The organism is Pedomonas mirosovicensis (genome assembly GCF_022569295.1).
In the GTDB taxonomy this organism is placed as follows: Bacteria; Pseudomonadota; Alphaproteobacteria; order Sphingomonadales; family Sphingomonadaceae; genus Pedomonas; species Pedomonas mirosovicensis.
This window is the reverse complement of record NZ_JAKFIA010000001.1, coordinates 2,167,821-2,193,646: the sequence shown is the minus strand read 5'-3', so window position 1 is coordinate 2,193,646 and position 25,826 is coordinate 2,167,821. Positions and strand designations below refer to the sequence as shown.

General features: G+C 65.7%; 21 protein-coding genes and 2 pseudogenes. 8 read left to right on the top strand and 15 right to left on the bottom strand.

Going from position 1 to position 25,826, the window contains the following annotated elements:
* Positions 1 to 45 precede the first annotated feature (45 nt).
* From L0C21_RS10390 to L0C21_RS10370, 5 genes are all read right to left on the bottom strand, one after another.
* Positions 46 to 792, bottom strand: coding sequence for a F0F1 ATP synthase subunit A (locus L0C21_RS10390; RefSeq protein WP_259278281.1), 747 nt, complete (start codon positions 790 to 792; stop codon positions 46 to 48).
* Between the two features lie 13 nt (positions 793 to 805).
* Positions 806 to 1,126 (bottom strand): AtpZ/AtpI family protein, encoded by a 321-nt coding sequence (locus L0C21_RS10385; RefSeq protein ID WP_259278280.1) that lies wholly within the window; start codon positions 1,124 to 1,126, stop codon positions 806 to 808.
* A gap of 368 nt (positions 1,127 to 1,494) precedes the next feature.
* Positions 1,495 to 5,952, bottom strand: a complete 4,458-nt coding sequence (locus L0C21_RS10380; protein ID WP_259278278.1) for an AAA family ATPase — start codon at positions 5,950 to 5,952, stop codon at positions 1,495 to 1,497.
* Between the two features lie 44 nt (positions 5,953 to 5,996).
* Positions 5,997 to 6,734: a DsbA family protein gene (locus tag L0C21_RS10375; protein ID WP_259278277.1), complete on the bottom strand. Its 738-nt coding sequence runs from the start codon at positions 6,732 to 6,734 to the stop codon at positions 5,997 to 5,999.
* A gap of 90 nt (positions 6,735 to 6,824) precedes the next feature.
* Complete coding sequence (locus L0C21_RS10370; protein WP_259278276.1) at positions 6,825 to 7,382, bottom strand: DUF721 domain-containing protein; 558 nt, start codon at positions 7,380 to 7,382, stop codon at positions 6,825 to 6,827.
* Positions 7,383 to 7,409: 27 nt separating this feature from the next.
* Here L0C21_RS10370 and mutY point away from each other — a divergent pair, with 27 nt between their 5' ends.
* The 3 genes from mutY (at position 7,410) to L0C21_RS10355 (ending at position 9,024) form a co-directional block, all read left to right on the top strand.
* Positions 7,410 to 8,504 (top strand): A/G-specific adenine glycosylase, encoded by a 1,095-nt coding sequence (mutY, locus tag L0C21_RS10365; protein ID WP_259278275.1) that lies wholly within the window; start codon positions 7,410 to 7,412, stop codon positions 8,502 to 8,504.
* A 146-nt stretch (positions 8,505 to 8,650) separates the two neighbouring features.
* The gene (locus tag L0C21_RS10360; RefSeq protein WP_259278274.1) at positions 8,651 to 8,785 is read left to right on the top strand and encodes an entericidin A/B family lipoprotein; all 135 of its coding nucleotides are present in this window, start codon (positions 8,651 to 8,653) and stop codon (positions 8,783 to 8,785) included.
* Between the two features lie 101 nt (positions 8,786 to 8,886).
* Positions 8,887 to 9,024 carry an entericidin A/B family lipoprotein gene (locus tag L0C21_RS10355; RefSeq protein WP_374940233.1) on the top strand — a complete coding sequence of 46 codons (138 nt, stop codon included), beginning with the start codon at positions 8,887 to 8,889 and terminating at the stop codon, positions 9,022 to 9,024.
* Positions 9,025 to 9,099: 75 nt separating this feature from the next.
* On the opposite strand, the pseudogene L0C21_RS10350 reads toward L0C21_RS10355, so the two are convergent.
* The 3 genes and pseudogenes from L0C21_RS10350 to L0C21_RS10340 form a co-directional block, all read right to left on the bottom strand.
* Positions 9,100 to 10,178 (bottom strand): annotated as a pseudogene (locus tag L0C21_RS10350) (site-specific DNA-methyltransferase).
* 205 nt (positions 10,179 to 10,383) lie between these two features.
* On the bottom strand, positions 10,384 to 11,001 hold the full coding sequence (gene rnhB, locus L0C21_RS10345) for a ribonuclease HII (protein WP_510380959.1): 618 nt from the start codon (positions 10,999 to 11,001) through the stop codon (positions 10,384 to 10,386).
* A gap of 178 nt (positions 11,002 to 11,179) precedes the next feature.
* Positions 11,180 to 11,668 (bottom strand): energy transducer TonB, encoded by a 489-nt coding sequence (locus L0C21_RS10340; protein ID WP_259278272.1) that lies wholly within the window; start codon positions 11,666 to 11,668, stop codon positions 11,180 to 11,182.
* 313 nt (positions 11,669 to 11,981) lie between these two features.
* Here L0C21_RS10340 and L0C21_RS10335 point away from each other — a divergent pair, with 313 nt between their 5' ends.
* On the top strand, positions 11,982 to 12,374 hold the full coding sequence (locus L0C21_RS10335; protein ID WP_259278271.1) for a VOC family protein: 393 nt from the start codon (positions 11,982 to 11,984) through the stop codon (positions 12,372 to 12,374).
* A gap of 32 nt (positions 12,375 to 12,406) precedes the next feature.
* Here the strand turns inward: L0C21_RS10335 and L0C21_RS10330 are convergent, their stop codons facing one another.
* Positions 12,407 to 13,486 (bottom strand): PA0069 family radical SAM protein, encoded by a 1,080-nt coding sequence (locus tag L0C21_RS10330; RefSeq protein ID WP_259278270.1) that lies wholly within the window; start codon positions 13,484 to 13,486, stop codon positions 12,407 to 12,409.
* A 260-nt stretch (positions 13,487 to 13,746) separates the two neighbouring features.
* Between L0C21_RS10330 and L0C21_RS10325 the strand changes: the two genes are divergently transcribed.
* Both L0C21_RS10325 and L0C21_RS10320 read left to right on the top strand, forming a co-directional pair.
* On the top strand, positions 13,747 to 14,748 hold the full coding sequence (locus L0C21_RS10325) for a TerC family protein (RefSeq protein ID WP_259278269.1): 1,002 nt from the start codon (positions 13,747 to 13,749) through the stop codon (positions 14,746 to 14,748).
* Positions 14,749 to 14,945: 197 nt separating this feature from the next.
* Positions 14,946 to 15,494 (top strand): GNAT family N-acetyltransferase, encoded by a 549-nt coding sequence (locus L0C21_RS10320; protein ID WP_259278268.1) that lies wholly within the window; start codon positions 14,946 to 14,948, stop codon positions 15,492 to 15,494.
* 80 nt (positions 15,495 to 15,574) lie between these two features.
* Here the strand turns inward: L0C21_RS10320 and map are convergent, their stop codons facing one another.
* The 4 genes from map to rpsD all read right to left on the bottom strand — a co-directional run bounded on the left by map (position 15,575) and on the right by rpsD (position 20,147).
* Complete coding sequence (gene map, locus L0C21_RS10315) at positions 15,575 to 16,318, bottom strand: type I methionyl aminopeptidase (RefSeq protein WP_259278267.1); 744 nt, start codon at positions 16,316 to 16,318, stop codon at positions 15,575 to 15,577.
* A 27-nt stretch (positions 16,319 to 16,345) separates the two neighbouring features.
* Positions 16,346 to 17,902, bottom strand: coding sequence for a 2-isopropylmalate synthase (locus L0C21_RS10310; protein ID WP_259278266.1), 1,557 nt, complete (start codon positions 17,900 to 17,902; stop codon positions 16,346 to 16,348).
* A 312-nt stretch (positions 17,903 to 18,214) separates the two neighbouring features.
* Positions 18,215 to 19,453, bottom strand: coding sequence for a tetratricopeptide repeat protein (locus tag L0C21_RS10305; RefSeq protein ID WP_259278265.1), 1,239 nt, complete (start codon positions 19,451 to 19,453; stop codon positions 18,215 to 18,217).
* 79 nt (positions 19,454 to 19,532) lie between these two features.
* Positions 19,533 to 20,147: a 30S ribosomal protein S4 gene (rpsD, locus tag L0C21_RS10300; RefSeq protein ID WP_259278264.1), complete on the bottom strand. Its 615-nt coding sequence runs from the start codon at positions 20,145 to 20,147 to the stop codon at positions 19,533 to 19,535.
* Positions 20,148 to 20,384: 237 nt separating this feature from the next.
* Between rpsD and L0C21_RS10295 the strand changes: the two genes are divergently transcribed.
* Complete coding sequence (locus L0C21_RS10295; RefSeq protein ID WP_259278263.1) at positions 20,385 to 20,576, top strand: hypothetical protein; 192 nt, start codon at positions 20,385 to 20,387, stop codon at positions 20,574 to 20,576.
* Between the two features lie 32 nt (positions 20,577 to 20,608).
* Positions 20,609 to 21,310 (top strand): DMT family transporter, encoded by a 702-nt coding sequence (locus tag L0C21_RS10290; RefSeq protein ID WP_259278262.1) that lies wholly within the window; start codon positions 20,609 to 20,611, stop codon positions 21,308 to 21,310.
* 72 nt (positions 21,311 to 21,382) lie between these two features.
* On the opposite strand, the pseudogene L0C21_RS10285 reads toward L0C21_RS10290, so the two are convergent.
* Both L0C21_RS10285 and L0C21_RS10280 read right to left on the bottom strand, forming a co-directional pair.
* Positions 21,383 to 24,569 (bottom strand): annotated as a pseudogene (locus L0C21_RS10285) (efflux RND transporter permease subunit).
* Positions 24,566 to 25,750 carry an efflux RND transporter periplasmic adaptor subunit gene (locus L0C21_RS10280; protein ID WP_259278261.1) on the bottom strand — a complete coding sequence of 395 codons (1,185 nt, stop codon included), beginning with the start codon at positions 25,748 to 25,750 and terminating at the stop codon, positions 24,566 to 24,568. The pseudogene L0C21_RS10285 and the gene L0C21_RS10280 overlap by 4 nt, the downstream one beginning before the upstream one ends.
* Positions 25,751 to 25,826 lie beyond the last annotated feature (76 nt).

Sequence of the window (25,826 nt, the reverse complement as noted above, 5' to 3'; positions counted from 1 at the left end):
TTATCCTTTCTCTCGTATGGCAGGTGAGTTTGTAGGAATTAAAGCTTAGTGCAGATTGACGGCGTCGTTGAGGTAGATCGACGTCAACAGCGCGAAGACGTAAGCCTGGATGACGGCCACCAGCAGTTCAAGGGCCGTCAGGGCAACGTTCATTGCCAGCGGCAGGATCGACATGGCGCTGAGCGCGCCGCCGGCCAAGCCGAGGCTGATGATGAAGCCGGCGAACACCTTCAGGAGAACGTGGCCAGCGGTCATGTTGGCGAAAAGACGAACGGACAGGGTCAGCGGGCGCGAGAGGAACGAGATGACCTCGATCGGCACCAGCAGGAAAATGTTCATCAGCGCCGGGCTGCCCTTCAGCCAGAACAGCGAGAAGAAGTGCAGGCCATGCTTGGCGATGCCGATGGCGACCACCATCAGGAACACCAGCGCAGCCAGCGCACCGGTGACGGCGATGTGGCTGGTGGTGGTGAAGGCGTAGGGCAGGATGCCCAGAACATTGGCGGCCAGCACGAACATGAACAGGGAGAACAGGAAGGGGATGTACTTCTTGCCCTTCGACCCGATGTTCGTCTGCGCCAGATCGGCGACGAATAGATAGATGCTCTCGACGGCGGCCTGCCAGCGGCCCGGCACCATCGCCGCGCGGCGCATCCCGCCGATCATGAAGATCCAGATGATCGCGAGCGCCACCAACATCCACAGCGAGGAGTTGGTGAAGGACACGTCGAAACCACCCAGGGTCAACGGTTTGATCGGTACGATTTCAAATTGCTGCAGCGGACTAGCCACCTGACGTGCCCCATCATTTCGTATCTGTGCTGTTCTCGTCTGTTCGGCTCATTTCCATCGAGGCTCGCTGCACATTGCGAAACCCCGCTGCGACCCCTAACAGGAAGAACAGGATTAACAACCACGGGCTGGTACCGAACCAGCGGTCGAGCAGCCAGCCCATACCCGCGCCGACCAAAACGGCAGCCACCAGCTCGACCCCCATGCGGAGGCCATAGCTCATGGCTTTATTGCCTTGGGATTCTTCCGCGCGGTCGTCCTTCTGACCGGTCCTCGCTTCTTTCAAGCGTGCCGATAAGGAGTCCAGCCGTGCCTTGTCCGGGTCTTCACCCATACATGCCTCATGCGTCCGAGCTGTTTTTGGGATTAGCCGAATTTCACCGGTCCATATCACAAAAAACACCTCATCGGCACCGCAGAAGCGCCGCCAAAGCGCGGCGGACCTTAGTGGCGGCGCCTTCCAGTGTCAAGGCGAGTCTAAGAATTAAGCTTTGTGTCGAAGCTTAAGTATTACAATAACTTAGCCGGAGAAGTGACGATGGGGCAGCTGGCCTGAATGTCGCAGTGCAGCGTGGCGGTTCTGGGTACGGCCAACCACGTCACTGAAAATGAAAGACTTTTTCAACGTCATGCCGGAGCGCCCCACCCATCGAAGCGCGCCGGCGATGCTGAAATTCCTGAAATAAGCGCCCGCAGCCTGGCTTACTCGGCGGCCAGCAGCATCTCGGCGCGCTTGAGGTCGACCGAGACCAGCTGGCTGACGCCGCGCTCGGCCATGGTGACGCCGTAGAGCCGGTCCATCCGGCTCATGGTGACCGCGTTGTGGGTGACGACGAGGAAGCGGGTGTCCGTCTTCTTCGTCATCTCGATGAGGAGGTCGCAGAACCGCTCCACGTTGGCGTCGTCGAGCGGGGCGTCCACCTCGTCCAGCACGCAGATGGGGGCCGGGTTGGTGAGGAACACCGCGAAGATGAGGGCGCAGGCGGTCAGCGCCTGCTCGCCGCCCGACAGCAGGCTGAGCGTTTGCAGCCGTTTGCCTGGGGGCGAGGCCATGATCTCGAGGCCCGCTTCCAGCGGATCGTCGGATTCCACCAACGCCAGGTGGGCCTGGCCGCCGCCGAACAGGCTGGTGAACAGCTGGGAGAAGTGGCCGTTGACCATCTCGAACGCTTCCAGCAGCCGCTGGCGGCCTTCGCGGTTGAGCGTGCCGATGGAGGCGCGCAGCTTGCCGATGGCGGTCTCCAGCTCGGTGCGCTCGGCCATCATGGTGTTGCGCTGGGTCTCCAGCTCCTCCAACTCGATCTCGGCGCGCAGGTTGACCGCGCCCAGCCGCTCGCGCTCCATCCGCAGCCGCTCGACGTCCACCTCCAACTGCTTCATCGGGGGCAGCGGCTCGTCCTCCGCCACTTCGATGGTCTTGAGCAGCAGCGGGGGCGGGCACTGGAACTGCTCGCCGATGCTGAGCGCCAGTTCCTGGCGGCGGGCGTCGTAGTTCTCAACCGCCGTCTCAAGCCGTGCGCGCTGTTCGCGGGCCTGGGCCAGCAGCTCGTTGGCCTGCCGCAGATCGTTGTCCTTGGTCCGCAGCCGGGTTTCGGCTTCGGCCAGCGTGTCGGCGGCCACCTTGCGGCGCGCCTCGGCCTGCGTGATCTCGTCCGCCAGCGCGAGGCGCTGGGCTTCGATCTCGGCGGGGCGCGCCTCGATGGTGGCCAGTTCGGTTTCGGCGGCGGCCTTGCGGTCCGCCAGCACCAGCAGTTGCTCGCGCCCGCCGGTCAGGCGACCGGCCCAGGCCTCGCGCTCGATGGCGATGGTCTCCAGCCGCTTGCGGTCGGCCTGCAACTGGCGCAGCAGGGTGTCGAGCCCGGCGCGGGCGGCAGCCAGGTCCGCCCGCAGCTTCTCCACCAGTTTGCGCTGCTCGTTCACCTGCTGGCCGAGCGCCTCGGTATCGGGCAGGGCGGCGATGTCCTCAAGCGCGGCGGCACGCTCCGCTTCGCGCAGGGCGACTTCCTCGCCCAGCCGCTTCTCGGTATCGGCAAGGCCTTGCAGGCGGTTATCGCGCTTGGCGGCTTCCTGTTGCAGATGGGTGAGGCGGCGGCGGGCCTGATCCAGTGCCTGTTCCAGCTGCGTGCGCTGGCTACGGGCTTCGCGCTCGGCTGCGATCGCCTCGTCCAGCCTGGTTTGCGCGGCGCTGATGGCCTCCTGCGCGCGCCGGTCGGCCTCCTGAATGGCGGCCTCCACCCGCGCCTGCACGGCGGCGACCGTCTCCCGAGCCTTGGCGTCGGCCGCCTGGATCTCGGCCTCGACGCGCGCCTGCACGGCGTTGATCGCCTCCTGCGCGCGGGCGTTGGCAGCGGCAATCTCGGCCTCCACGCGCGTCTGGACGGCGGCGACCGTTTCCCGCGCCTTGGCGTCGGCCGCCTGAATCTCGGCCTCGACGCGCGCCTGGACGCCCGCAACTGCTTCCTGAGCGCGGGCGTCGGCTGCGGCCAGTTCCGTCTCGATGCGCGATTGCAGCGCCGCCAGCGTTTCCTGCGCCTTGCGGTCAGCCGCGGAGACGGCTGCTTCCAGCCGCGCCTGCAGGGCAGCGAGGGTTTCCTGCGCCTTTTGGTCGGCCGCCTGCACTGCGGCGGCGCCGTTGGTCTGCGCGGCGTCCATCCGCTCCTGCGCGGCATTCAGCGCAGCGGTGGTGTCGGCGATCACGGTCTTGAGGCGGGCTTCCGCCGCTTCCAGCTCGGCAACGACAGCGGTGCGGCGGTTGCGCTGCGACAGGCGCTCCTGCTCCGACCCGCTCTGCGGCGCGGCGGCATAGAAGCCATCCCAGCGCCACAGTTGGCCATCGCGGCTCACGAGGCGCTGGCCGGCGGCAAGCTGGCCAGCCAGGCGCGCGGCCTCCTCGGGCGAATCCACGACGCCGATCTGGCGCAGGCGGCGGTTGAGGCCCGCCGGGGCCTTCACCACCTCGGCCAGCGGGCGGGCGCCCGCGGGCAGGGGGCTGTCCGCTGCGTCGATGCCCGCTTCCGGCCAGCGGCGCTTGGCGCTGCCGCCTGCCGGGGCGTTCAGGTCCTCGGCCAAGGCCGCGCCCAGGGCAGCCTCGAAACCCGGCTCGACGGAAAGTTGGTCGATCACCGGCGTGCCGCCGGCCTGCTCCTGCCGGGCGGCCAGCAGGCGGTCGAGGGTCTGCAATTCGGTCCGCAGCGAGGCGACTGTCGCTTCCGCTTCGCGCCGCTCACGGGTGGCTGATTCGCGGGTGGCTTCCAGCGCCTGTAGCGCGGCCTGACGCTCCGCTTCGGCATCGGCGCGCACGGATTCCCGCTCGGCTTCCACTTCCGCGCGGATGCGGGCGCGTTCTTCCTCGGCGCCGGCGCGCACGGCGTCGCGCTCGGTCTCGGCTTCAAGGCGAACCCGCTCGCGCTCGGCCTCAAGGCGGGCGCGAACGGCCTGGCGCTCAGCCTCCGCCTCCGCGCGAATGCGGTCGCGTTCGGCTTCGGCCTGCTGGCGCACGCGCTGGCGCTCGGCTTCCGCCTCCGCGCGGGTGTTCTCGCGCTCAGCCTCAAGGCGGCTGCGCGCTGCATCGCGTTCGGCTTCCGCTTCCTGGCGAACGCGCTGGCGCTCGGCCTCCGCCTTCGCGCGCACGGCTTCCCGCTCGGCTTCCGCTTCCTGGCGCACGCGCTGGCGCTCGGCTTCCTGCTGGCGGCGCGCCTCCTCGCGTTCGGCTTCCGCCTCAAGGCGGGTGCGCTGGCGGTGGGTTTCCGCCTCCACGCGCACACGCTCGGCAGCGCTGATGACCTCGGCCTGCGCCTTCAGCGCCTCCTCGGTCTCGCGCACGGTCGCTTCCGTCTCGGCGAGCCCGACGCCGTCGCTCGCTGCCTCGGCCTGCAGCTTGGCGCGCTCCTCGGCAATGCGGGCAAGGTCGTCCTGCAGGCGGGCGATGCGCTGGCGCGCCGCTTCCACCTGCGCCTCGAACGCGCCCTTGCGGGCCAGAACCTGCGCGTTCTGCTGGGTGAGATCATCGAACACCCGCTCGCCTTCCGAGGCCTCGGTCTCGGCGGCCGAAACGGCGGCGCGGGCGGCGGCTTCCCGGTCGGCGTCCTCGGCGAGGCGGGCCTCGATCTCGGCTTTCTCGCTCGCCAGCCGCTCGAGGGCGGCAGCGCCGTCCGCCTCCAGCGAGGCCTCGCGCGTCATGTCGCGGTTGATGTCTTCGAGCTGGCGGGTCAGCTGCTCGCGCCGCTCGGTAATGCGTTTTTCCTCCGCCGCCAACTCCTCGCGGGCGAGGGTGAGCCGTTGCAGCGCGGCTGCCGCGTGGGCTTCCTCCTGCCGCAGGTTCGGCATCAGGGCGGCAACGTCCGCCTGCTCGGTGGAGAGGCGGGCGGTGGCGCTGGTCCATTCGGCGACGGCGGCATCCACCGCCTTCAGTTGCTCCTGGCTCTCGGCCAGGCGCTGCGCCGCTTCCTGCCAGCGCTGGAACAGCAGGATGGCCTCGCCCTTGCGGATATCCGCCGACAGGGTGCGATACTTCTCCGCCTGCCGGGCCTGCCGCTTCAGCGCGCCGACCTGGCCTTCCATCTGGCCGAGCACGTCGTCGAGGCGGGTGAGGTTGGTCTCGGCGGCGCGCAGGCGCTGCTCGGCCTCCTTGCGCCGGGTGTGGAGGCCCGAGATGCCCGCCGCCTCTTCCAGGATGGCGCGGCGCTCGGTCGGCTTGGAGGTGACGATCGCGCCGATGCGCCCTTGGCTGACGAGCGCGGGCGAGTGCGCGCCGGTCGCAGCATCGGCGAACAATAGCTGCACGTCCTTCTGGCGGACGTCCTTGCCGTTGATACGATAGGCCGAGCCCAGGTCCCGCTCGATGCGGCGGGTGACCTCGATCTCGTCGGCGTCGTTGAACTGGGCGGGCGCGCGGCGCTGGCTGTTGTCGAGCAGCAGCGCCACGTCGGCAAAGTTGCGGGCCGGGCGGTTGCTCGTGCCCGCGAAGATCACGTCCTCCATTTCCGTGCCGCGCATGGACTTGGCGCTTGATTCGCCCATCACCCAGCGCAACGCTTCCAGAAGGTTCGACTTGCCGCAGCCGTTGGGGCCGACAACGCCTGTCAGACCCTCCTCGATCCGCATTTCGGTGGGATCGACAAAGGACTTGAAGCCGGAGAGCCTGAGACGCTTAAATTGCACGGCCGGTTGTCTTTCGTGTCAGTGCCGATGAAACAGCAGCTGGCTTATTTCAGGGCCGCATCCAGCCGGGCGCGCACGTCGGGCCAAGTGTTCGCGCCTTCCAGCTTCTTGCCGTTGAGCGCGAAGCTGGGCGTGCCGGTGATCTGGAAGGTCTCGATGGCGCTCTTGCGCATGTCGGCCAGCTTCTTGATGCCGGCCTGGTCGGTCAGGCACTGGTCGAACTTGGCCTTGGGGATGCCGAGGCGGCGCACATACTGGTCAAGCTTGCCCATTTCGGCCAGCGCCTTGATCTGCTGCTGCTGCGGCACGGCGGCCAGCTGCTTCTGCTGCTCCTCGGTTACCTGCATGAACGGCTTCACCCACTCTTCCTGGCGGGAGAAGAAGGCGTCGAGCAGCGGGAAGAAGCGCTTCGTTCCCTGGCAGCGCGCGAGCATGGAGGCCGCGTAGTCCGGGCCGGTCAGGATGAAGTTGCGGAACTCGTACCGCACCTTGCCCGACTTGATGTACTGGTTCTTCAGGATCTCCATCCCTTCCTCATGGAAGTGACGGCAGTGGGGGCAGGTCAGCGAAGCGAACTCGATCAGCGTCACGGACGCCTTGGGATTGCCCATGATGAACCCGCCCTCGGGCGTTTGCTGGACAACCGTGGTCCAGTCCGTGGTTTTCTGGGCGCCGGCCTTGGCCGCGCTGGCCTGAGCCATGGCCATGGGAGCCGCCGAAACCGCCAGACCAAAGGCGGCCACCGCCGCGAAGCTGACAGTGAGAACCTGCTTCTTCAACATCTCGTAGCCTTTCGAGATTTAGTGCCTACCCCTTGTGGCGGGGTGAGTATGGTCTGGGACAGACCGTTCTGCCAAGACCCAATGTCGTGGTTATCCACAAGCTTTTGGACGCGAAAGGACCAACCGGCCCAGCCGTTCGAGAGCGTCGGCAAGCGAGCGGTCCTTGACGTTCCTGACCGCCTCTTCAAGCACTTTTGCCTCCTGTGGGGCAAGGGGGGCGGCCTCGGTTTCGGCGAGGGCGGCGGCATCGGGCACCGGGCCCTGCCGCAGGGCGAGCCGCTCCACGGCGGCATAGCCGAAGAAGCGGTTCACCCGCTCGATCACCTGCGCCTGCACGTGGGCGAGGTGAAGAGCGAAGGGGCCGTCCACCTGCACGGTGAGGGTGCCGCCCCGGCGCTGGCCGGCGGGAAAGCTGAGCTTGACCGGCAGGCAGTAGCGGGCAAACTCCGGCCCCACGATCTCCTTCCAGCGCGAGACCACGGCGGCCTGCGCGAAGCCCTGGCGGCGGATGGCACGATCGGCCACGAGCGAGGTCAGGTCCGAGACGCGGGTGACCGACCGGCGACGGTTGCCGCCGGGCTTCCTGGCCGTATCAGCCTGTTCTTTGCCCGGCTTGTCGGGCGTACGGGGAGAGGATGACTTGTTCACGGGCCACCTTATGCCATAGGTGAGGGGATGTCCGTCCAGATCCTTGATGCTGTTCCCGACGCAGCCCTGTCACTGCTCGACTGGTATGATGCCCACGCCCGCGTGCTGCCGTGGCGTGCGCCGCCCGATGCCCAGTCGTCTGGGGCCTTGCCGCCCGACCCCTATGGCGTGTGGCTGTCCGAGATCATGTTGCAGCAGACGACCGTCGCTGCCGTCATTCCCTATTACGAGCGGTTCCTCAGCCGCTGGCCCACCGTGCGCCATCTGGCCGAGGCGCCGCTCGATGACGTGCTGCACGCCTGGGCGGGGCTCGGCTACTACGCCCGCGCCCGTAATCTGCACGCCTGCGCGCAAACGCTGGTGCGGGAGCACGGCGGCCGCTTCCCCGAGACGGAGGCGGAGCTGCTCAAGCTTCCCGGCATCGGGGCCTATACGGCGGCGGCCATCGCCAGCATTGCCTTTGGCCAGCGCGCGGTGGTGGTCGACGGCAATGTGGAGCGCGTCGTCTCCCGCCTGTTCGCGGTGGAAGAAGCCTTGCCCGCCGCCAAGCCCCGGCTGCGGGACTTGGCGGACAGGCTGACGCCCTCGCTCCGGCCCGGCGACTATGCCCAGGCGATGATGGATCTGGGCGCGACCGTCTGCACGCCGCGCTCGCCCTCCTGCGGGGCCTGCCCGCTGGCGCAAGGATGCGCGGCGCGCGCCTCCGGCACGCCTGAGCGCTGGCCGCTGAAAGCCCCTAAGGCGGAAAAGCCCACTCGCCACGGCCTTGTCTTCTGGCTGGAGGCGGAGGGGCATGTGTTGCTGCGCCGTCGCCCTCCCAGGGGCCTGCTCGGCGGCCTGCCGGAAATCCCCTCGTCCGAGTGGACCGGAACTCCGGTCGGCGGTGGCTGGCACCTTATGGATCAGGCGCCCATCGAGGTGGATTGGCAGCTTCTCCCCGGCGGAGTGCGCCACACCTTCACCCATTTTCATCTGGAGTTGACCATTGCACGGGGGCTGCTGCCCCGCCGCATCAACCCGGTCGAGGGGTTCTGGCACCCGGTCGAGGCCATCGAGACGGCGGGCCTGCCAACGGTGATGGCCAAGGCGGCTCGGCACGCGCTGACGCCCCGGCTTGTCTAGATGGCAGTCTTTCGGATTGCGGATGCGAACATGCTGACAATCCTCATCTTGCGGCAAACGGCGGCCAGGCTATTCATCAACTGGCAAGCAGGGGATCGTCATATGAACGATCCTGCAACGAACGATGTGAGGATGGAGTGCTGGGCATGAGGAAGTTTGTAGTGGCCGCCGTGCTGGCGTGCGTGGCGTTGGGCGCTGCCGGCTGCAACACCGTGAAGGGGCTGGGCCGGGATCTCGAATCCGTCGGCCAGACCGGCGAGGATGTAATCAACGGCCGGTGATCCGATCTGGCGGATAAGCGATTTTGCCGCCACCCTCATGGAACTTTATGACGGGTGCGGACTTAACCTTACTGACGCTTCATCGCAGGAGTAAGGGAAACATGACCGTACTCATCCGGCTTATGGTGCTGTCCGCTCTGTCTCTCGGAGCGGTTGCGTGCAACACGGTTCAGGGCGCGGGCGAGGACATCGAGTCCGTCGGCAAAGAGGGCGAGGACGTCATCAACAACGACAAGTAACGCCATTGCGCCGTGAATAGAAAAGCGCCGGTCGGGCTGTCCTGACCGGCGCTTTTTGTTCGGGGTGAACCGTCCTCAGGCGGCGGCCATGTTGGCCCGCAGCTTCTGGCGGAACATGTCGATGGGCACCAGCTTGCCGCGCTGCTCCACGTGCCAGAAGGTCCAGCCGTTGCAGGCGGGCGCGCCCTGCACCTTGGCGCCGATCTGGTGGATCGAGCCGGTGGCGTCCTTGATGGCGAGCGAGCCATCGGCGCGCACCTTGGCCGCATAGCGGCGCTGCGGGTCGGTGAGCACGCAGCCCGGCTGCAACAGGCCGGTCTCGATGAGCTTGCCGAAGGGAATGCGCGGCTCCGCCCGCTTGGAGGTCATGGTGCTGAGCGCCTCGTCCTCCAGCCGTTCCACCTTGGCGATGCGGTCGGCCGCGATCTTCACGTAGCGGCGCTCCCGCTCGATGCCCACGTAGTTGCGTCCCAGTCGCTTGGCGACCGCGCCGGTGGTGCCGGAGCCGAAGAACGGGTCGAGCACCACGTCGCCCTGCCGGGTAGACGAAAGGATCACCCGGTGCAGCAGCGCCTCCGGCTTCTGGGTGGAGTGGGCCTTCTCGCCATCGACCCGCACCCGCTCCGCGCCCGAGCAGATGGGCAGGTGCCAGTCGGAGCGCATCTGAAGGTCCTCGTTCAGCGCCTTCATCGCCTCGTAGTTGAAGGTGTACTTGGCGTTCTGCGACTTGGAGACCCACAGCAGCGTCTCGTGCGCGTTGGTGAACCGCGTGCCCTTGAAGTTGGGCATGGGGTTGGCCTTGCGCCACACGATGTCGTTCAAAATCCAATAGCCCAGGTCCTGCAGGATCGCGCCCACACGGTAGATGTTGTGGTAGCTGCCGATCACCCAGAGGGTGCCGTTGTCCTTCAGCACCCGGCGGGCGGCCTCAAGCCACGCGCGGGTAAAGCGGTCATAATCGGCAAAGCTGGAGAACTTGTCCCAGTCGTCCGTCACAGCATCCACCTTGCTGTTGTCCGGACGCAGCAGTTCGCCGCCAAGCTGGAGATTGTAGGGGGGTCAGCAAAGATCATATCCACCGACCCTTCGGGCAGGCGGTTCATCATGTCGATGCAGTCGCCCTCAATGATCTGATTGAGCGGCAGCGAGTCCATTCGTTTTACCCTTGATCTTTGGCTGAACAAATCATCCGACCAAACTGATTCGGTGATTCGCAAAGGTCAACGGGTCGATTCGCGAGCGGAATCAAAGCGATTCTGCCGAGTCGTGTTGATGCGACTCGACGTTGCGACTCGGATACAAATTGTAGAGTCGCGATTCGCTTGGAGACTCAAGATGATGCGGTGTTGCTGAAAAGACTCACCCGGCAACTTCTTGCTCGAAGAGTTCCCGAACAGGGGCAAAGGAGCGCCGGTGATGGGGCGTCGGGCCGATTTGCCGCAGTGCGGCGAGGTGTTCGGCGGTGCCGTAACCGGCGTTGCGTTCCCACCCGAAGCCTGGGTGCTCGAGCGCCAGCCGGTCCATAATCCGGTCGCGCGTCACCTTGGCGACGATGCTGGCGGCAGCGATGGAGAGGCAGGTGGCATCGCCCTTCACCACCGTCTGGCAGGGGATGGGCAGCTTGGGGGCGCGGTTGCCGTCCACCAGCGCGACGGCCGGGCGCACCGGCAGGGCTTCCACGGCCCGGCGCATGGCGAGCAGGGTGGCTTGCAGAATGTTGATCTGGTCGATCTCGTCCGCGCTGGCCTCGCCGATGCCCACGTGCGCTGCCAGCAGCAGCTCCTCCAGCAGCGCCTCGCGCTTTGCCCGGGCGAGGGCCTTGGAATCCGCAATGCCTACAGGGATGCGATTGGGGTCGAGCACCACCGCCGCCGCGATCACCGGGCCGGCCAGCGGGCCGCGCCCGGCCTCGTCGATGCCTGCCACGAGGCCGCCGCAGGTGGCGGCGTGAGCCAGTTCCAGTTCCAGCGTGGGCAAGATCTTCGCCATGGCCGCTTCTTGGCAAGCCGCGGCGGCGGGCGCAATCGGTCTTGCTTAAAAAATTGCGGGAGAGCTGGGGTAAGCTCTCCCGCAGGCAGGGCTACGATGGTCCGGGGCCGGTGAGTCATGCCCCGGTGGTATCCGGCCCACGAGGGACTGTGGGCCGGATCTCGGTTCAGGGCTGTTTCGGCGTTGCCTCTGCAAAGGCGGTTGCCGGAACTTCCTGAAAGGCTTCGACCAGTTCGGCTTCCTTGCTTGGCGAGGCGGCAATGCCGAAACCGACCTGGAGAACGATGTTGCGAGGAGCCGTCGCGCCCGGCACCGGCGGCAGCGGGTCCATCTTCTCGATCGCCCGCAGCGCGGCGTGATCGAGCGAGCGGATGCCCGCCGAACGGGCGACGGAGACGTCCTGGAGCGTGCCGTTCGGCATGACGGTGGCCGAGAGGCGAACGATGCCCTGCTCACCCTTGCGGAGGGCGAACTGGGGATAGTGGATGGCCTTGTTCAGCTGCGCCTGGGTGTGCTGAACCCACTCATGGGCGGTTTGCGGCGTTTCGGCGTGCGCCGGGGTCGCGGTGGTTACCAGCATGGTGCCCGTCGTCAGGGCCAGAGCGGAAAGAGCGCAGGCAAAGGTCTGCAGGGTGTGGGACGAAACGAGGGACATGGCTCATACCTCCGAATTGAGGGAAGGGGGCTTGGGGCTCGACGCAAACCGTACCGTTGTGTTGGTGTATTAGTAATCTACTACACCACGCCAATAACACAATCTCAATTACGCTCAGGAGCGGTAAGCTGTGCAAAAGTAGCGATGAAGCGATGAAAAGGCGGGTTTAGAGTATATCAGGCGGGTGTTTGGGGGTGTGTTGGTCGACCCATTCAGGACTCAGAGAGCAGGCAACAGCATTGAGTGTCAGTCGCGCAGAAGGTGAATCCTCAGCCAGCCAGTGATAGGCTTCGTTTAACGGGGGAGATAAAGCATGCATGTGCCACAGGGGTTTGGCGTGGTGACGCCTTACATATTCGTTGACGATGCAGACCGTTACGTTGCTTTTCTCGTGTCCGCGCTTGGTGGCATTGAGGTCGGGCGCAGCACGATGCCGGATGGGCGCATCGCCAACTGCCAGGTACGGTTCGGCTCGACCACTGTGATGGTGAGCGAGGCGTCGGAGCAGTTTCCGGCCAGCAAGGCGGCCTTCTACCTCTATGTGGAGAATGCCGATGCCGCCATGGCCCGGGCTGTGACCGGCGGGGCGGAGGCGATCATGGATGTGGCCGACATGCCCTACGATGACCGCCAGGGCGGCGTGCGCGACCCGGCCGGCAACATCTGGTGGATTTCGCAGCGCCTGACCGACCGGCCCTATTTCTGACGCGCCCGGTCCGGGTGCGGCGCCGGATTGCCTTAGAACAGGGAGAGTTGCGGCCCCTCGGGTGGCCGGAAGTGGGTCACTGACAGGGCGTAGCGGTCCCGGTTGAGACCATGACGCTTGCAGGCGGCATGGAAGCGGGCGCGCAGCATTTGGGCGTAGGGACCATCGCCGATCATCCGCATGCCGAAGCGCGGGTCGTTGGCCTTGCCGTCCCGGCTCTGGCGCAGCAGCGACATGACGCGACCCGCCCGGTCCGGCACGTTTGCCTCCAGCCATTCCTCGAACAGCCCGGCCACTTCCCATGGCAGACGCAGGAGGATGGAGGAGGCGCCCCGCGCCCCGGCCTCAGCGCCTGCCTCCACGATGCGCTCGATCTCGTGGTCGGTGAGGCCCGGAATGAGCGGGGAGAGGAACAGGTTCACCGGCACGTCCGCTTGGGCAAGCAGGCGAATGGCTTCCAGCCGCCGCTTCGGGGTTGAGGCGCGTGGCTCCATGGCGCGGGCGAGGCGGTGGTCGAGCGTGGTGACGGAGATGTTGACGACCACCAGCTCACGCGCCGCCAGCCTCGCCAGGAGATCGATGTCCCGCGTGACGCCGAAGTTCTTGGTGGTGATGGTGACCGGGTGCCCGGTGCGCTCCATTACTTCCAGGAGACTTCGGGTGATGGCGAACCGCTTCTCGATGGGCTGGTAGGGGTCGGTGTTGGTGCCCATGGCGATGGGAGAGGGCACATAGCCCCGCTTGCCCAGTTCCTTTTCGAGGAGTGCTGCAGCATCCGGCTTGGCAAACAGTTTCGTCTCAAAATCCAGCCCCGGCGAGAGGTCCATGTACGCATGGGTGGGCCGGGCGTAGCAGTAGATGCACCCGTGCTCGCAGCCTCTGTAGGCGTTCACCGAGCGGTCGAACGGCAGGTCCGGGCTCTGGTTGCGGGTAAGAATGGTGCGGGGCGTCTCGATGGTAATGGTTGTTGCCAGTGGTGGCAGCTCATCGCCCCAGCGGTCGATTTCGGCTCCTTCCGCATCCAGCCAGTCGCCATCAAGCTCCCGGTCGGGCAGGCCAAAGCGCTGGCTTGCCCGGTTGTTCGTCGCCGCCCGTCCACGAGTCACCGTCATGGGTGAAATAGAACATATAGAGAACAAATTTACAAGCGCGTCTCTTTTTCTAGTCAGGCCCTCTTGATCCATCCCCACATCTGCACCAATTTCCGGGGTGTGCGGGCCGGGCCCCTCTGGCGATTGCCGCAATGGCATCGTGATGTCGGACCGCATCGAGTGCGCTCGATGCCAGGGTCCGGTTGATCGCCCGAAATCCAGACCCGGTCCGACTTTCAACCATCGTGCGCCTCGAATCCGAACTCGAACAGGAGAGGCATATGCACGAGTTGCTTTCCGGCGCGCTTGGCCAGCTCTGGCTCGGCACGCCCATCTGGATGTGGCTTGCGTTTCTGGGAATTGTCATCGCGCTTCTTGCGCTCGATCTCGGCGTTGTGCACCGGGAACAGCGGGAGATCGGCGTTCGGGAGAGCCTGATGCTCTCCGGCGTCTATATCGCCCTTGGCCTTGCCTTCGGCGGCGGCGTCTGGTGGCTGTTGGGGCCGGAGGCGGGCGCGGCCTACGTTACCGGCTTCGTGGTGGAGAAAAGCCTGGCGATGGACAACGTGTTCGTCATCGCCATGATCTTCAGCTACTTCGCCATTCCGCGCCTTTATCAGCACCGGGTGCTGTTCTGGGGCATCCTCGGCGTCATCGTGCTGCGCGGCATCATGATCGGCGCGGGCGCGACGCTGGTGGCCGAGTTCAGTTGGCTGCTCTACGTGTTCGCGGCCTTCCTTGTCTTCACCGGTATCAAGATGTGGCTGTCGGCGGAGGAGGACTATTCGGTGGGGGACTCGCGCGTGCTGCGCTTCGTCCGCCGCCATGTGCGCGTTACGGAAACCCTGCACGGCGACCACTTCTGGGTACGGCAGGTTGATCCTAAAACCGGCAGGCGCGCGCTCTACATGACGCCGCTGATGCTGACGCTGCTGATGGTCGAGTTCGCAGACGTAATCTTTGCGGTCGATTCCGTGCCGGCGATCTTCGCCATCACCACCGACCCGTTCATCGTCTACACCTCGAACATCTTCGCCATCCTTGGCCTGCGCGCGCTTTACTTTGCGTTGGCCGCCATGGTGCACCGCTTCCATTACCTGAAGTATGCGCTGAGCGTGCTCCTGGTGTTCATCGGCTCGAAGATTTTCATAGCCGATCTGGTCGACATGCCCGGCGGCAAGTTCCCGCCCGCCTGGTCGCTGGGCATCAGCTTTGCGATTCTGGGCGCGGGTGTCGCCTACTCGTTGTGGAAAACGCGGAACGAGACGCACGCCGTACCCTGACGGCGGCTCTCAGGCGGCAGGGCGGGCGGCGGGCTGCCAGGCCTGTCGCCCCCGCTTCCTGGCCGAAGCAGACGGAACGTGGCCCGTGCGGGGCAGGCCGTACTGCTATTTCGGACGACGGAGCTATAAGCTTAGCGGAGTGGTTATAAGGGTTGGACGCTGGTATTCTGACCAACGCGTAAATGAGTGGGTAACCAATGTTAAAGCCGATTGAACAGCAGCGTGTCGATTCTCTTCCCAGCCAGCTGAAGACGTTTCGGCTGATCGCCCATCGCATCGGGCCTGAGGATTTCGAGAATCTGCGCCTGCTGCACCGCAATCCGGTGGTTATGCGGACCCTGTCTCCCACGGGCGAGCCGTGGTCGGAGGAGGAAACCTCCGCCATGATCGCGCGGGCCATGGAGAACTGGGAGATCCACGGCTACGGCCTCTGGCTGTTCGAGCTGGACTACACCCATACCTTCATCGGCTACTGCGGGCTGAAGCCGGAGGTGTTCGACGGCGAGGAGTGCGCCGAGCTGCGCTATGCCGTGCGCGCTTCTCAATGGGGGCAGGGCTACGGCACCGAGATGGCGCGGGCCGTGCTCTATCCGCGCAACATCGCCGCTGTGCGGGTGCCCATCGTCAGCACGATTTCAGTCGGGGATGAGCCCGGCCGCAAGGTGCTGGAGAAGCTGGGCTTCAAGTACGACAGGAACATTATCCGCTCGGGCCGTCCGCACGAGCTGTTCCGCCTGTCGCGCTGAGCGGGAAGGGCTTGTTCAAGGTCATATTGCAGGGGCCTGGGGACCCCTGCAGAATAAATCCCTAAGAAATAAGAACGCGCTCAGGCCGTCACGATAATCGGCGCGCCGCGGGTGACGACGATGGTGTGCTCGAACTGGGCCATGGGGGCGAGGTCGGCAGGATAAAGCGACCAGCCGTCGTCCGCTTCCACGATCTTGGCGTTGCCGGGGGTGAGGAACGGCTCGACCGTGATGACCAGCCCTTCGGTCAGCCTTTGACGCGCGCTGCGGACATAGTGGTTCCACACCGTGGGCTCTTCATGGATGTGGCGGCCGACGCCATGGCCGGTCAGCGTGCTGCACACTTTGAAGCCGGCGGCCTTGGCCTCAGCCTCGACGCGCTTGCCGATCTCGTTGATCGGCTGACCAGCCTTGGCGGCATAGATGCCCTTGGTCATGGCCCGCTTGGTGGCGTCCAGCAGCTTGGCCTGATCCTTGGTGGGTTGGTTGCCAACCACCATGGAAGCGCCGCTGTCGGTCCAGTAGCCGTCCAGCTCCAGCGACACGTCGATGTTGATGAGGTCGCCTTCACGCAAAGGGCGGGCATCGGGAATGCCATGGGCGGCTACGCCCTCGATGGAGATGCAGGTTGCGCCGGGAAAGTTGTAGGCCGCGCGCGGGGCGGAGCGGGCCCCGGCGCGGTCCATCATGTCCTGTGCCATTCGGTCGAGTTCCAGGCCAGTAACGCCGGGCTTCGCTTCGTTCAGCATGGCGCGGAGGATATCGCGCACCAGGGCGCCTGAGCGCCTCAGGCCAGCGAGCTGGCGTTCGTCTTCAACCGTCACGGCACGACTCCGTTTGTTGTCCGAGGATCAGGCGCGATGGCGCAAACCCTCGCTCGGGTCAACCGCCTGCTTGGTGCGCTTGACCATCAGCTTGTTGAGCGCATTCACATAGGCCCGCGCGCTGGCGACCAGCGTATCGGCATCAGCGCCCTGGCCCTGGGTTGTACGCCCGTTTTCATCCAAACGCACGGTCACTTCGGCCTGCGCGTCGGTTCCCTGCGTGACCGCATGCACCTGATAGAGCTGCAGGGTTGCTTCCTCGTGCGGCACCAGCTTGCGGATGGCGGCGAACAGAGCATCGACCGGGCCGTTGCCCTTGGAGACGGCGGTGTGCTCCTCCCCATCGATGCGGAGGCTCACGATGGCGCGCTGGCCGTTGGAGCCGCAATAGATCTCGACCTCGGCCAGCTGGATGCGATCATGGGCGCGCAGGGTCTCGTCATCGACGAGGGTGACGATGTCCTCGTCGTAGACGTGCTTCTTGGCATCGGCCAGCGCCTTGAAGCGCTTGAAGGCATCCTGGAACTCGTTGTCGGAGAGGCGGTAGCCCAGCTGCTCCAGCTTCTCGCGGAAGGCGGCGCGGCCGGAGTGCTTGCCCATGACGAGGTTGTTGGTGGTGAGGCCCACCGACTCCGGCGTCATGATCTCGTAGGTTTCCTTGTTCTTCAGCACGCCATCCTGGTGGATGCCGCTTTCGTGCGCGAAGGCGTTTGCGCCCACCACGGCCTTGTTGGGCTGCACGGTAAAGCCCGTGATGGCCGAGACCATGCGCGAGGCACGGGTAATCTCCTGCGTCACGATGTTCGTCGAGTAGGGCAGCACATCGTGGCGGGTCCGCAGCGCCATCACGATTTCCTCGAGCGCAGCATTGCCTGCCCGCTCGCCAATGCCGTTGATGGTGCACTCCACCTGACGCGCGCCGCCCTGAATGCCGGCAATGGAATTGGCGACCGCCAGGCCCAGATCGTTGTGGCAATGGGTGGAGAAGATCGCCTTGTCGCTGTTCGGCACGCGCTCGATGATCTCGCGGAACATGCGGGCATAGGTTTCCGGTGTGGCATAGCCCACCGTGTCCGGCAGGTTGATGGTGGTCGCGCCGGCGTTGATGGCAATTTCAACCGCGCGGGCGAGGAAATCCATGTCCGAGCGGGTGGCGTCCTCGGCGGACCACTCCACATCAGCGCACAGGTTGCGCGCGTGGCTGACGGAGGCGCGGATGGCCTCCAGCACGTCTTCGGGTTCCATGCGGAGCTTCACCGCCATGTGCAGCGGCGAGGTGGCGATGAAGGTGTGAATGCGCGGGAACTTCGCGCCTTTGACGGCGGCCCAGGCCCGGTCGATGTCGCCGAGCGCGGCGCGGGAGAGGGAGGCGACCGTTGCCTTCTGGCATTGGCGGGCCACTTCCGTCACCGCTTCGAAATCACCTTCAGAGGCGATGGCGAAGCCCGCCTCGATCACGTCGACGCCAAGGGCTTCCAGCTGGGCAGCGAGGCGCAGCTTTTCCTCCAGGTTCATGGAGCAGCCGGGGGACTGCTCGCCATCGCGCAGGGTGGTATCGAAAATCTTGACGGTATTGCCGGTCATGTTAGAGCCCATCTTCGGTCGGAAATTACTGGTTTGCGCTGCGCCTTGAAAACCCCTTAGGCGCCGCCACGACCAAGACAGGCCGGCAGACTGGCGCCTAAGGGCGCGTAAGTCGAAGCAGCAGAGCGCGACCCAGGACAAGGCGACCGGCGTCGAATGCCGGGCTCGTCGAGGCAGAGAGGGTCATCACATGGGTCATGCTGCGTTCCTGTTAAGACCCGCCATAAAGAATCAACGCCCTGTTGTAAACAGGGCGTTGAACTTTTTGAACAAGAGACCCACCCTCTCGGGTGAGATCATTTCACGAAAGGCTCAACCAAAAGAACGCTTGGCCAGCCACTGACGGCGCGCCTCGAAGCTGGCTTCGATGGCGGCGATGTCCTCCGCGCTCAGGTCCGGGTGATAGACCTGGGTCGTTAGCACCAGGCATGGGGCCTCGGTGCGGTTGACCAGCCGGTGCTCGAACGTGTCGTCGAATACCAGCGGCGTGCCCGCAACCCATGGATGAAGGGTGCCGTCAACTTCGATGCCCGCCTCTCCCTCGCTGACGACAAGCGGCAGATGCACGGTCAGGTGCGCGTTGGACTGGCCGGAGACCAGCGGGCGCTCGGCCCCTGCGGCCAGGATGACCAGGCGCGCATCGGCCGGGCCATCGCCCACGCGGCCGAGCGGCAGGGCGCTGAGTGCCTTCTCCGCCGCGGGCAGGCTGTCCAGCGCGTCCTGGCGCTCGCCGTTGCGGTAGAGGAAAATGGAGCGGATCTCGCTCGAGGCGATCTGGGGCGGCAGGCCGGGGGCGCCGGGCTCGCCATCCGCCTCAAGATCGAAGGTGCGGGTGGCCTCGGCGATGATCGCCTCGGCCGCATCCTTCAGCCCGGCAACGCCGGGGATGCCGGAGGCGTCGTGGAGCAGCTCGGCCTTCAGGTCCGGCACATAGAACAGCCACGGCCGCTGGCCTTCCTGTTTGTACTCGACTGGCTTGGTCGCCGCCTGCGGCCACACGGCGTTCATGATGCGCTCGGAACCCTTGGCGCTGTCCCTGTGCTGGGCGGACAGATAGCCGCGCAGCAGCTGGTCGGCATCGCGCACGCGCCGGGAGGCGGCGGGGAAGACCTCGGGCCGGTAGCCGTATTCGATGAAGCCGGGGGCCGCCTGGAAGGTGAGGGAGACGATCTGCATCGCCTGATCCATGCGGTTGTGCCGCGCCAGCAGGATGGCGAGATAGATGGCCGCCATGTAGTTGGCGGGGTCTGCCACCAGCGCGTCGCGGTACAGCTTCTCGGCGGCGTCCGGCTGGCCCTTCATCTCCAGCGCCTCGCCCAGCATGCGGCGGGCGTTGCTGTCGCCCGGCTCCAGCTTGATGAGGTCCGTCAGGAGGTTGATGGCGGCGTCGAACTGGCCCGACTGAAGGGTGTAGTGCGACAGGAAGTTGAGCGCCCCACGGTGCTTCGGGTCGAGCCGCAGCACGTTCTGGAACAGGGCGACGGCTTTGGCGGGATCACCTCCGTTGAAGGCGTCCGCGGCTTGGCTAGCGAGTTTATCAGACTGTCTCATGGGATCGTACAAAAGCAGGAACGCCCGCGGTTTGCAACCGCGGGCGTCGACCTTGCATCATGCCTGGAAGGCAGGAATTTTAACGCGAGTAGAACTCGACCACGAGGTTCGGTTCCATGCGGACCGGGTAGGGGATCTCATCCAGCGTCGGAATGCGGACGAGGGTCACCTTGGTCGGGCCGTCGTTCTGCAGATAGTCGGGCACGTCACGCTCGGCGGAGCCCAGCGATTCCAGCACCACGGCCATTTCCTTGGCGCGCTGGCGCAGCTCGATCACGTCGCCGACCTTGATGCGGGCCGAAGCGATGTTCAGGCGGCGGCCGTTCACCAGAATGTGGCCATGGTTGACCAGCTGGCGGGCGGCAAACGGCGTCGGGGCGAACTTGGCGCGGTAGACGATCGCGTCCAGGCGGCGCTCCAGGAGGCCGACGAGGTTCTGACCGGTGTCGCCCTGCACGCGCACGGCTTCAGCGTAAACCTTGCGGAACTGCTTCTCGGTGATGTTGCCGTAGTAGCCCTTCAGCTTCTGCTTGGCGCGCAGCTGAATGCCGAAGTCCGACGGCTTGCCCTTGCGGCGCTGGCCGTGCTGGCCCGGACCGTAGGAACGCTTGTTGACCGGGCTCTTCGGACGGCCCCAGATGTTCTCGCCAAGGCGGCGATCAAGCTTGAATTTCGAAGTCAGACGCTTGGTCATGACAATCCTTCCAACCGTTCATTGTTTTCATTTGGTCCCCAGACCACGCCACTGGCCCATAGTTTGGCCAGCGTGGACACCGCTTCACTGGGGTTGCGGGTCCATCGGAGCGAAGGGGCCTTATACGGTGCTGCGCGGGAAAGTCAAATTCGCCGATACGCAGCCTCTGGCGCGGCGCACGGGAAGGGAATATGGGAGCGCCATCATCAAGCATTGTTGCGGTTGCGGGCGTATAACATGGACACGCGTAAGGAAATCGACGGGCGGGCCGGCGGGCTGATGGTCCTGCTCTGTGCCACGTGGGGGTTGCAACAGGTGGCCATCAAGGCGGCCGCGCCGGATATCGCGCCGATTCTTCAGGTTGCGATCCGCTCCGGCATCGCGGCGCTGCTGGTAGGGCTGGTCATGCTGGCGCGGGGGAGCGCCTGACGATAACCGGCGGCCTATGGCGGCCGGGTCTTGTGGTCGGCACCCTGTTCGCGCTGGAATATCTCTTCGTCGGCGAGGGGCTGCGCTTCACCAATGCCTCGCGCATGGCGATCTTCCTCTATACCGCGCCCATCTTCGCGGCGCTCGGCCTGCACTGGAAGCTGCCAACCGAGCGGCTGAAGCCCCTCCAGTGGGGCGGGATCCTTCTGGCGTTCCTTGGCATCATCGTCACCTTCGCGGGCAAGAGTGGCGCGGCGGACAGCCATGCCGCCAACCGCTGGATCGGCGATCTGCTCGGCCTTGCCGCCGGCATGTCGCTGGGCGCGACCACAGTGGCGATTCGCTTTTCCCGGCTTTCCAACGCATCAGCGACCGTTACCCTGCAATATCAGCTGATCGGCGCGTTCGTGATCCTGCTCGTCTCGGCGTTTGCGCTGGGGCAGACCCAGGTTCGCTTCACGGCCATTTCGCTTGGCAGCCTTGCCTTCCAGTCGATCATCGTCTCGTTCCTCAGCTTCATCGTCTGGTTCGCGCTGCTGCGGGTCTATCTCGCCTCGCGGCTTGGCGTGCTGTCGTTCATGACGCCGCTGTTCGGCATTGGTTTTGGCGTGTGGCTGCTGCACGAACCGCTGGAGTTCAGCTTTGCCATCGGCTCGGCCATGGTGCTGGCGGGCATCCTCATGGTCAGCGGCCACAAGTGGCTCCGGCAATCCCGCAAGCCGGTTTCGGCTTGATGCACCTTCAAAAAGAGCCCCCGCGAGACCGGTGAGGGTCGCGCGGGGGCCAGTCGGTAGGAACTTTACAGCCTATTCCGCCGGTTCGGCCTGCAGTACGGCGGCCTTGCGCGCCGGGCGCAGGCGCTTCTGCGCCAGCTGGCGGATCAGCACGTAGAAGACCGGCGTGAACAAGAGGCCGAACAGGGTCACGCCCAGCATTCCGAAGAACACCGCCGTGCCCAGCGCCTGCCGCATTTCGGCGGCCGCGCCCTCGGCCAGCGCCAGAGGCACCACGCCGAGGATGAAGGCCATCGACGTCATGATGATCGGACGCAGGCGCAGCCGCGCCGCTTCCACCGCCGCCTCGGTGATCGAGCGGCCGCGCGCCTCCAGGTCACGGGCGAACTCGACGATGAGGATGGCGTTCTTGGCCGCCAGCGCGATCAGCACGATGAAGCCGATCTGGGTGAGGATGTTGTTGTCCATCCCCCCTCAGCATGATGCCGCCGATCGCCGAGAGCAGGCACATGGGCACGATCAGGATGATCGCCAGTGGCAGGGCCCAGCTCTCGTAGTTGGCCGCCAGCACGAGGAAGACGAACAGCACGCTCAAGGGGAAGATGAAAGCGGCGGTGTTGCCGGTCGTCTTCTCCTGATAGCTCATGTCCGTCCACTCGTAGGCGATGCCTGGCGGCAGCGTCTTGGCCGCGATCGCCTCCAGCTCCGCCAGCGCTTCGCCGGTGGAGACGCCCGGTGCGGCGGCGCCCATCAGCTCGGCGGCGGGGTAGAGGTTGTAGCGCGGGTAGCGGTCCGGCCCGGTTTCGGGACGCACGGTGATGAGCGAGCCCAGCGGCACCATGGCCCCGGTTTCCGAGCGGGTGCGGATGCGCGCGATGTCGTCTTCCGTCAGCCGGTGCGGAGCATCGGCCTGCGCCCGCACGCGGAAGGTGCGGCCCATGATGGTGAAGTCGTTCACATAGGCCGAGCCCAGGTAGACTTCCAGCGCACGGAAGACGTTCTCCACCGGCACGCGCAGCATCTCCGCCTTGGTCCGGTCCACATCCACATGCAGCTGGGGCGTGCTGATGTCGAACGGCGTCAGCGCAAAGGCGATCTTGGGCGACTGGTTGGCGGCCATCATCATGGCCGTGGCCGCCTGGGCCAGCGCCTTCTCGCCGACGCCGCCCCGGTCCTCGAGACGCATGGCAAAGCCACTGCTCGTGCCGAGGCTGGGCACCGCCGGCGGATTGAGCACCGAGACCGCCGCGTCGTCGATGACCGACAGCTTCTGCTGCAGCTCACCGAGGATCTCGAAGGACGTGCGTCCCCCGCGCTCCTCGAACGGCAACAGCGGCACGAAGGTCACGCCCGCGTTGCTGGAGATGGTGCGGGTAAGACCCGAGAAGCCGGGGAAGGAGACGAGCGCCCGCACGCCCTCGACCTTGCCGGCGATCTCCTCCACCTGCTTGGCAACGGCATCGGTGCGCTCCAGCGAAGCCCCTGGGGGCAGCTGGTAGGCAACGATGACATAGCCCTGATCCTGCTCGGGGATGAAGCCGCCGGGCACCCGGACGAACGCCACCACGGTAAGAGCAATCAGCACCGCATAGACGCCGAGCCACAGCTTGGGCCGCTTCACCATCCGGCCGGACAGGCGGCCGTAGCGGTCGCTCAGCCGGTCGAAGCCGTTATTGAACCAGTCGGAGAAGCGCTGGACCAGCGCGGCCCCGCGGCCTTTGCCCTTGCCGTGGCCGTGGTCCCCCGGCTTGTGCGCCTTCAGCAGCAGGGCCGAGAGCGCGGGCGACAGGGTGAACGAATTGAAGGCCGAGATCACCGTCGCCACGGCGATGGTGAGGGCGAACTGCCGATAGAACGCGCCGCTCACGCCCGACAGGAACGCCGCCGGGATGAACACCGCGCACAGCACGAGCGCAATGGAGATGAGCGCGCCGCCCACCTCGTCCATGGTCTTGCGGGCTGCCTCGCGTGGGCTGAGGCCGTTTCGCAGGTTGCGCTCCACATTCTCCACCACCACGATGGCGTCATCGACCACGATGCCCACCGCCAGCACGAGGCCGAGCAGCGTCAGGTTGTTGAGGCTCTGTCCCAGCGCCTGCATGGCGATGAAGGTGCCGATGAGCGAGACCGGGATGGTGAGAATGGGGATGATCGAGGCCCGCCAGGTCTGGAGGAACAGCACCACGACGACGATCACGAGAATAATGGCCTCGTAGATGGTCTCGAACACGCTGTCGACCGACTGACGGATGAACTCTGTCGGGTTGTAGATGATGCGGTACTCGATGCCCGGCGGGAAGGACTTGGACAGCTCCTCCATGGTGGCGATGGTCTTCTCGGCCGTCTCCAGCGCATTGGCGCCGGGGCGCTGCGACAGCACCATGGCGACGGCGGACTTGCCATCGAGGTAGCTGTTGCTGGAGTAGTCGGCCGCGCCCAGTTCCACCCGCGCCACGTCCTTGAGGCGGGTGAAGCGCCCATCCTCGCCGGTGCGGACGATCACGTTGGCGAACTGCTCGGGGCTGGAGAAGCGGCCCTGCAGCGACAGGTTCACGCGGAAGGCGGCATTGGTGTTGACCGGCGGTGCGCCGAGCGCGCCGCCCGCCACCTGCACGTTCTGGGCGCGCAGGGCCGCGACCACCTCATCCGGCGTCATGCCGACGGCGGCGATGCGCTCCGGGTCGAGCCAGATCCGCATGGAGTATTCGCGCGCGCCGAACAGGCGCACGTTGCCGACGCCATCCACGCGGCGCAGGGCATCCTGCACCTGAAGGATGGCGTAGTTGCTGATGTAGACCGGATCGCGCGAGCCATCCGGCGACAGCATGTGAATGACCATCATGATGTCGGGCGCGTTCTTTTGCGTCACGACGCCCATGCGGCGCACCTCTTCCGGCAGGCGCGGCTCGGCGATGGCGACGCGGTTCTGCACCAGCACCTGCGCCGTATCGAGGTCCGTTCCCGGCGCGAAGCTGACGGTCAGGGTCATCTGGCCGTCGCTGGTCGCCTGCGAGTACATGTAGAGCATGTTCTCGACGCCGTTGACCTCCTGCTCGATGGGCGCGGCCACCGTCTCGGCGATGGTCTCAGGCGTCGCGCCCGGATAGCTGGCGGTCACCGTGATGGTCGGCGGCGCGATGTCCGGATACTGGGCAATGGGCAGGCCGATATAGGCGACGAAGCCGATGATGACGATCATCAGCGACAGCACCGCGGCAAAGATCGGCCGGTCGATGAAGAATTTGCCGAAGTTGTTCATTGGGCGGCTCCGGGGGCAGAGGCCGTTGCCAGCGTTGTCGCCTCGGGCTGAGGCTTGGGGGTAATCGTGGCCAGTTTCGGTTTGACGCTTGCGCCGGGGCGCACGCGCATCAGGCCGTCGATCACCACGCGGTCGGCAGGCGTCAGGCCTTCGCGGATCACCCGCAGGCCGTCAATCACCGGACCCAGCGTCACTGTGCGCGGCGCAACCTTCCCGTCCTTGTCCACCACATAGACGATCCGGTTGGCCTGATCGGTGCTGAGCGCCTCGTCGGGGATCATGAGGGCCACGTGGGTGTCTGTCCGCAGCAGGCGCATCTTGGCGAACATGCCGGGCACGAACACGTTGTTCGGGTTGGGGACGACCGCGCGGCCGCGAATGGTGCCGGTCTGCGGGTCGATCTGGTTGTCGACGAAGTCCATCTCGCCCTTGTGGGGGAAGCCGGTCTCGCCCAGCAGTTGCAGCTCGACCTGATGGGCCTGGCCCTTGCCCTTCCGGGCATGGCGCAGGTAGTCGAGATAGGCGGCCTCGTCGCCATCGAACACGAAGTGAATGGGATCGAGCGAGGCGATGGAGGTGAGCAGCGTGCTGTCGCCGCTGCCGCCCGTCACCAGGTTGCCGATGCTGACCACGCGGGCGCTGATGCGCCCGCCGATGGGGGCGGTAATGCGGGTGTAGGACAGGTTCAGCTGGGCCTCGTGCACCGCGGCTTGCGCCCGGTCCACGGCGGCCCTGGCCTGGTCGCGATCCTGCACGCGCTGGTCATAGAGCTGTTCGGAGACGGTCTGCTTCTCCAGCAGCTTGCGCGCCCGTTCCACATTGGAGGAGGCGAAGCGAAGCTGCGCCTCGGCGTCCTTCAGTTCGGCGCGGGCCCGTTCCAGTTCGACCTGGAAGGGGCGGGGGTCGATGACGAACAGCAGATCGCCTTTGCGAACAATCTGACCGTCCGTGAAGTGGATGGACTGGAGATAGCCGGAGACGCGCGAGCGCACCTCCACGTAGTTGATCGCCTCGAAACGTCCGCTGAACTCATCCCATTCCTGAATGGACTTGGCCAGCGGATGGGCCACGCTTACTTCCGGCAGGGCCGGAGCTTGGGTGGGCTCCTGACTGCAGGCGGCAAGAAACGGAAGAAGGAACGCGGCAGCCAGGGCGAGTGGCCGCAGTCGCCAGATAGTCATAAAAACTCCCAAGAATGCCAGGGGTCAGAAGGGGAACCCGCACGTAGGGAGCCGTGACTAGTCCAACAAGGTTACA